Genomic DNA, 7,016 nt, shown 5'->3' with positions numbered 1-7,016 from the left:
ACCGTCGCCGGGTCGCTCGTCGGGGGGACGCCGGTCGCCGGGCCACCCGTCGCGGGACCGCCCGTCGCGGGACCGCCCGTCGCGGGACCGCCCGATGCGGGACCGCCCGTCGCGGGACCGCCCGTCGCGGCGTCGGGGGGACGCCGGTCGCCGGGCCACCCGTCGCGGGACCGCCCGTCGCGGGACCGCCCGTCGCGGGACCGCCCGATGCGGGACCGCCCGTCGCGGGACCGCCCGTCGCGGGACCGCCCGATGCGGGACCGCCCATCGTCCGGTCACGGTCCGGAACCGCCCCGGGAACCGTCGTATCGCCCCTCGACTTGCCCTCGCGCGAGGTGCCCTCGGCGCCCGGGCCCGTCGTCGCGTCCGTCATGTCGCTCAACTCCCCTTGGCGTGACGCCGGTTGAAGCCCCACGGCATGTGGTGGGTGCGGGCGTGCGAGGGGCCGCCGTGGGACCGTACGGCCGGCTTGACGACGGACGTCCGGGACTCCGCCCGGTGCCGGGCCGGGCTCACCAGGTCCTCGAACAGGGCCCGCGCCTCGACCATGGCCTCGCGCATCTCCTCGGTGCCGGCCCGGCCGTCGGCGGCCTGACCTCCGTCCCCGCCCACGCCCACGCCCGCGCGGGCGACACGGTGCACGCGCCGATAGCCGTGCACATGGTCCGCGTGGTGCACGGACAGCGCGGCGAGCTGCTCCTCGTACTGCCCGCCGTCCGGGAAGCCCCGCGCACCGGCCAGCTCGGCGAGCAGCCGGTCCGCCTCGGCCACGGCCTCGCGCGGCGAGTCGACGAAGCGCTCCTGGGCGGCCGTCCAGCGGGCCTCGTACTGCTCACGCTGCCCCGGTTCCAGCGACCGCTCGCGCAGCGATCCGTGCCGCTCCAGGCGCTCGGCGAGCTCGCGCTCGGCGGCCTTGGCGTCCCCGTCGTGCCGGGCCACGGCCCGGTCGTACTCGGGCCCGAAGCGTCGCTTCAGGTTCTGGCCGCCGGGCCCACGCCGGGCCCGCAGGGTCATCAGGACAGCCGCGGCGATGACGACGACCGCCACGATCACGATCAGAGCGATGATCACGCCAGTGGACATGAATGCCTTCCGGGTTCTCGACCCAACCGACTCCGTACGAGCCGGTGCCCCGATCGGGTAGCCGGGGCGGGCCCGCTCAAACGGGGCCAGTACGCCGAGCACTGGTTCCGCGAGCGGCTCAGCTGAGGCGTGGCACCGTGCGCTCTTCGTGCGGGCGTTCCGCGGTCGAGCCGCACAGCTCGTCGTTCAGCTCCTTCACCAGCTGGATCAGGTCGGTGGGGCGGTCCGGGCCCCACCAGTCGCCGAGGAGCTCGGCCAGGGACTCCTCGCGGGTCCGTGCGAGGCGTTCGGCGACCTCGCGGCCCTGTTCGGTCAGGACGAGGTCGAGGCCCTCGCGGAGGGCGAGGTGGCGTTCCTCGAGCTGGCGGGCGGCCTCCATGACGACGGTCAGCGGGACGGTGCTGTGCTCGGCGAGTACGCCCGGCTCGACCTGGCCGTACTTCTTGATCCGCAGCAGCAGCCAGCTCGCGGCGGGCAGGAGGTCGTAGCCCGCCCGCTCGGTGATCGTGCGGTAGATCTCGCGCCGGCCCTCCCGTGTGCCGAGCACGGACAGCGCCCGGCACACCTCGTCGTACGACGACCGCTCCACCGGGTTGCTGGCGAGCGTCTCGGTGACGTCGGGCGCGGTGACCGAGCCGCGCAGCCGGTCCTCCTTCAGGAACCAGGCCAGTACGAAGCCGAGGAGGGCGACGGGAGCGGCGTACAGGAACACGTCGGTGATGGACGAGGCGTACGCCTGTACGGCCGGCGGGCGCAGCGCGGGCGGCAGGGCGGCGATGCCCCGCGGGTCGGCCTCCAGGGCGTCCACCGAGACTCCGGGCGGCAGTTGGGTGCCCCGGAAGGCGTCGGCCAGTTTCTCGCCGAGGCGGCCCGCGAAGATCGTGCCGAAGATGGCGACGCCGAAGGAGGCGCCGATGGACCGGAAGAAGGTCGCGCCGGAGGTGGCGACGCCGAGATCCTCGTACGAGACGGCGTTCTGCACGATGAGGACCAGGACCTGCATCACGAGGCCGAGTCCGAGGCCGAAGACGAAGAAGTAGCTGCTCATCTCGGCGGTGGAGCTGTACCCGTCGAGTTGGTGGAGGAGGAGCAGACCGAACGTGGTGACCCCCGTGCCCACGACCGGGAACACCTTCCAGCGGCCGGTACGGCTGACGATCTGCCCGGAGACGGTCGACGCCAGCAGCAGACCGAGCACCATCGGCAGCATGTGCACACCGGACAGGGTGGGGCTCACGTTCTGGACGACCTGGAGGAACGTCGGCAGATAGGTCATCGCGCCGAACATCGCGAAGCCGACGACGAAGCTGATGACGGCGGAGAGTGTGAAGGTGCGGACGCGGAACAGCTTGAGGGGCAGGACGGGTTCGGCCGCCCGCCGCTCGACGGCCACGAACACGACGGCGAGTACGACACCCAGGACCGCGAGGCCCACGATCTGCGGCGAGCCCCAGTTCCATGTCGTGCCGCCCAGGGAGGCCACGAGCACCAGGCTGGTGGCGACGGACGCGATGAGGAACGTACCGAGGTAGTCGATGACGTGCCGCATGGACTTGCGTGGGATGCGCAGGACGGTCGCGATCACGGCGAGGGCGACGACGCCGACGGGCAGGTTGACGTAGAAGACCCAGCGCCAGCTCACATGCTGAGTGAACAGCCCGCCGAGGAGCGGGCCGAGGACGCTGGTCGCCCCGAAGACGGCACCGAACAGCCCTTGATAGCGCCCGCGTTCGCGCGGCGGCACGAGGTCGCCGACGATCGCCATCGACAGCACCATCAACCCGCCGCCGCCGAGGCCCTGGATGGCTCGGAAGCCGATGAGCTGGGGCATGTTCTGAGCGGCGCCGCACAGCGCCGAGCCGACGAGGAAGATCACGATCGCGATCTGGAACAGCGTCTTGCGTCCGTACTGGTCGCCCAGCTTCCCCCACAGCGGGGTCGCGGCGGTCGAGGCCAGCAGATACGCGGTGACCACCCAGGACAGGTGCTCCATGCCGCCGAGTTCGCTGACGATGGTGGGCAACGCGGTCGACACGATGGTCTGATCGAGGGCGGCGAGCAGCATCCCGAGGAGCAGGGCGCCGATCGAGACGAGAACGTTGCCGGGCACGTGCTCGTCCCGCGCGTCTCGCACCTGTCCGGTCACACCATGCGTCATACCGTGTGCGTCCTCGGCCATGAAGACCTCCCGCCGGTCTCGTTACAACCTCCATCGTGATCGGTGTGACCAGTTATGGCCTGTTGAGTCCTTTTGGAAGCCGGCGTTCCGGGGGCGCGCGGGAGACTGTGTGGAGGAGATCTGCATAATCTCTGGAGTTCGCGGGGGGATGTTCGCGAGGGGAGGGACGAACGCGTGACCGAGCCGAAGGGACACCTGTGCCCGGAGTGCGGCGCACCAAGGGGGGCGGACAACACCCCGTCGTGCGCCTGCGGCCGACGAGCGTCCGACGCCCTGCGCGACGCGCGCACGGCGGAGGCGGCCGCGGCGGAGGACTTCGATCCACTGCGGATACGGCCGTATGTGGAGTTGGCGGCGCCGGCTGAGGGGGAGGACCTGAGGGTCGAGGGCGGCGGGGCCGATCCGGGGGGTGCGGGGCGCGCGGCTGGTTCGGTGGCTGGGGGGCGCTCTGGTGACCCGGCGGGTGAGGGTCTGTCGGCTGACCCGGCGGGTGAGGGTCTGTCGGCTGACCGGGTGGGTGAAGGGGGCGCGGCCGGCCCGGCTGGTGGGGAACGCGGGGCCAACCCGATGACTGGGGGAGGCCCGGCTGACACGGCGGTTGAGGGACGCGCTGTCGACCCGGCGGCCGCGGGACGCCCGGCTGACCCGACGGCCGCGGGACGCCCGGCTGACCCGGCGATGGGTGGGCGCCCGGCCGATCCGACGACCACGGGACGCCCGGCCAACCCGACGATTGAGGGACGCTCAACTGACCAGGCGACTGGGGGTGGAGGCGCCGATCCGGCGCCGGAGGGCAACGGGAGCGGCCCGACACCCGCAGGCAACGGACCCGGCCGGACGGCCGACAGCAACCGGCACATCCAGCTGCCCGGAGTGGGCGAGGCCCATCAGGCTCCGGGCGGGACCGGAGTGGTCGGCGCGCTCGACGTGCCGCCGGCCGAGGCCACCATGCCGCTGCGCGCCGTCGATCCCGGCGCACCGCGTGCCGCATCGCCCTCCGCACGGCGTACCGCGGCCCACGTAGCGTCGCCTGCGGCGCCGCCCGCTGCAACGCCTGATGTGGACGCCACCGTCGCGCTTCCCCGCGTAGAGGGCACCGACACGCGTCCCGCTGCGGACGCCACCGCCCAGCTCCCCACCACGCACGCGCCCACCGCCCATCACCACACCGACGCGCATCGCGCCACCGACCCCACTACGGCGCTCCCTGTCACGGACGCGACCTCCTCACGCCCTGGCACGGACGCCACCACGGCGCTCCCCGCTGCGGACACCACCGCCCAGCTCCCCACCACGCACGCGCCCGCCGCACACCCCACCACCCGCCCCAGCCCGGACACCGCTTCCACGCACCCCGGCACGGAGGCCACCACCGCGCTCCCCGCCATCGACGCGACCTCCGTGCTCCCGACCCCCCTGGCACCCCCGGCGGCCGGGCCCAACGCCACCGGCCTGCCTCTCTTCGAGGCGGCCGGTGGCACCGGCGCCGCCGGATCCGCGTCCACCGCCTCCGGACTCACCGTCTCCGGACCCACCGGGCACGACGAGCGACCCCGGCGCCGACGCCGTACCGCCCTGCTCGGCGTCGGTGGAGCCGTCGTCGCGGTGGTGGCGGCCGCCGGGCTGGCGAGTGGGCTGTTCTCCTACGAGACCCCGTCGCGGGAAGGCGCACCGCCGGAGGACGTACGGGCGGCCATCCCGGCCCCCTCGACCAGCGCGGCGTCCGTGTCCCCGTCCCAGGAGACCCCGTCCGCACCGCCGACGTCCGCCTCTCCGTCCCCGTCCGCCAGCACCAGCCCGTCACCCTCCGCATCACCGTCGGTGTCCGCGACCAGCGCCTCGCCGACCCCCACCCGGTCGGCCGAACCGACGCAGACCCCGACCAGCTCCCCCGGCGGCGGCCCCGAGGCAGGCGGCGGTTCGGCGGAGGGCGCCGAGGACGGCCGCCAGGGCGCTCCCGTCCTGCGCCGCGGCGACCAAGGCCCCGAAGTCACCGAACTCCAGCAGCGCCTGCGTCAGCTGTACCTCTACAACGGCGAGATCGACGGGAACTTCAGCACCCAGGTCGAGGACGCCCTGCGCAACTACCAGTGGTCCCGTGGCGTAGGCACCGACAACCTCGGGGTGTACGACCACCCGACCCGCACCAGGCTCGAGTCGGAGACGAAGGAGCCGTAGGAAACGCCGTAGGAAACCTGGCGCCCCCAGGGCCTGTTGCGAAAGTCCCGCCTGCCCACGACGCTCTAGGGGCGGACGACGGAACTTTCGCAACAGGCCCTACCTGCGCACCTAGCCGACATACACCCGCATCGTCCCGTCCCCCAAAGCCTCCACCCGCACCTCCCGCAGATCCCCCACCAGCGCGTCCGGCCCATGGAAACCGGCCCTCGCCCCGACCCCCACCACCCGCATCCCCGCCGCGCGCCCCGCCTCGATGCCCGCGCCCGAGTCCTCGAAGACCACGCAGTCGGCGGGCGTGACGCCCAGTTCGGCGGCGCCCTTGAGGAAGCCCTCGGGGTCCGGCTTGCTCGCGCCGACGGACTCGGCGGTGACGCGGACGTCGGGCAGGCCGAGGCCCGCCGCAGCCATCCGCGCCGTGGACAGCGGGACGTCGGCGGAGGTGACGAGCGCGTGCGGCAGCCCGCGCAGGGAGGCGAGGAACTCCGGCGCACCGGGCACCGCGACGACGCCCTCCATGTCGGCCGTCTCCTCGGCCAGCATGCGCGCGTTGTCCGCGTAGTTCTGCTCCATGGGCCGGCCGGGCAGCAGCAGCGCCATCGAGGCGTACCCCTGCCGGCCGTGGACGACCTTCATGACCTCGTCGCTGTCCAGCCCGTGCTGCTCGGCCCAGCGCCGCCAGATCCGTTCGACCACGGCATCGGAATTGACGAGGGTGCCGTCCATGTCCAGCAGGAGGGCGCGGGCGGTGAGCACGGCGGTGGCCGTCATCGGCAGCTCCAAGGCGCGAGAACAAGGGGTACAGGTGGCCCTCGTAGGAACAAGGTGGTCCCGCCCGCCGGTCAGGGAAAACGGGCGGGGCCACTTTGTTCCCTCACGGTACAAAACCGGGCCGCATTACGCCACCGTCTCCCGGAACAGTTCACTCACCGTTCAGCTCAGCCGGCGGACTCAACCACTGACGGCCTCCCACAGGCTCCACACCCCGAGCCCCAGCATCAACAGCGCCGCGACCTTGGTGATGAGCCGCAACGGCACCTTCTTCATCAGCGCCTTTCCACCGACGATGCCGAGCCCGGCCACCGCCCACAGCGCCAGCACCGCGCCGAGGCCGACGGAGAGCGGGTCGTCGTAACGGGCCGCGAGGTTCGCCGTCATGATCTGCGTGAGGTCGCCGAATTCCGCGACCAGGATGAGCATGAACCCCGCCCCGGCGACCTTCCAGAAGGACTGGTTCTCCGGCCCCCGGATCTCCTCTTCGCCCTCGTCCTTCTTCATCAGCAGCATCGCGGAGCCGCCCAGGAAGAGCACACCCGTCAGCGCGTGCACGATCTGCTGCGGCAGCAGCGTCAGCACGCTGCCGGCCGCGACGGCGAGGGCGACGTGCAGCGCGAAGGCGGCGGCGACGCCGGCGAAGACGTACGAGGCGCGATAGCGGGTGCCGAGGACGAGCCCGGCGAGCGCGGTTTTGTCCGGCAGTTCGGCGAGGAAGACGACGCCGAAGACGAGCGCCGTCACGCTGAAGCTGATCAAGGGTTCCTCAATCGGTAAGGGGCTGCCCCACCGAGAGTCTCCG

Annotated in this window: 5 protein-coding genes; 1 reads left to right on the top strand and 4 read right to left on the bottom strand. The window is 72.7% G+C overall.

The genetic code is table 11. The features are described from left to right. Nucleotides 1-378 precede the first annotated feature (378 nt). Together CLM62_RS31650 and CLM62_RS31645 are read right to left on the bottom strand one after the other, a co-directional pair. Complete coding sequence (locus CLM62_RS31650) at nt 379-1,083, bottom strand: hypothetical protein (protein WP_095753319.1); 705 nt, start codon at nt 1,081-1,083, stop codon at nt 379-381. A gap of 118 nt (nt 1,084-1,201) precedes the next feature. Next, nucleotides 1,202-3,262 (bottom strand): MFS transporter, encoded by a 2,061-nt coding sequence (locus tag CLM62_RS31645; protein ID WP_095753318.1) that lies wholly within the window; start codon nt 3,260-3,262, stop codon nt 1,202-1,204. A 1,059-nt stretch (nt 3,263-4,321) separates the two neighbouring features. Between CLM62_RS31645 and CLM62_RS50300 the strand changes: the two genes are divergently transcribed. Continuing rightward, on the top strand, nt 4,322-5,440 hold the full coding sequence (locus tag CLM62_RS50300) for a peptidoglycan-binding protein (RefSeq protein WP_257004208.1): 1,119 nt from the start codon (nt 4,322-4,324) through the stop codon (nt 5,438-5,440). 111 nt (nt 5,441-5,551) lie between these two features. On the opposite strand, the gene CLM62_RS31635 is transcribed toward CLM62_RS50300, so the two are convergent. Together CLM62_RS31635 and CLM62_RS31630 are read right to left on the bottom strand one after the other, a co-directional pair. Then, the gene (locus CLM62_RS31635) at nt 5,552-6,211 is read right to left on the bottom strand and encodes an HAD family hydrolase (RefSeq protein ID WP_095753316.1); all 660 of its coding nucleotides are present in this window, start codon (nt 6,209-6,211) and stop codon (nt 5,552-5,554) included. Between the two features lie 180 nt (nt 6,212-6,391). Continuing rightward, nucleotides 6,392-6,973 carry a TMEM165/GDT1 family protein gene (locus CLM62_RS31630; RefSeq protein ID WP_095753315.1) on the bottom strand — a complete coding sequence of 194 codons (582 nt, stop codon included), beginning with the start codon at nt 6,971-6,973 and terminating at the stop codon, nt 6,392-6,394. Nucleotides 6,974-7,016 lie beyond the last annotated feature (43 nt).

The organism is Streptomyces sp. SA15, from assembly GCF_002291145.1.
Classification (GTDB): Bacteria; Actinomycetota; Actinomycetes; order Streptomycetales; family Streptomycetaceae; genus Streptomyces.
This window is presented reverse-complemented; position numbering and strand designations above follow the sequence as displayed.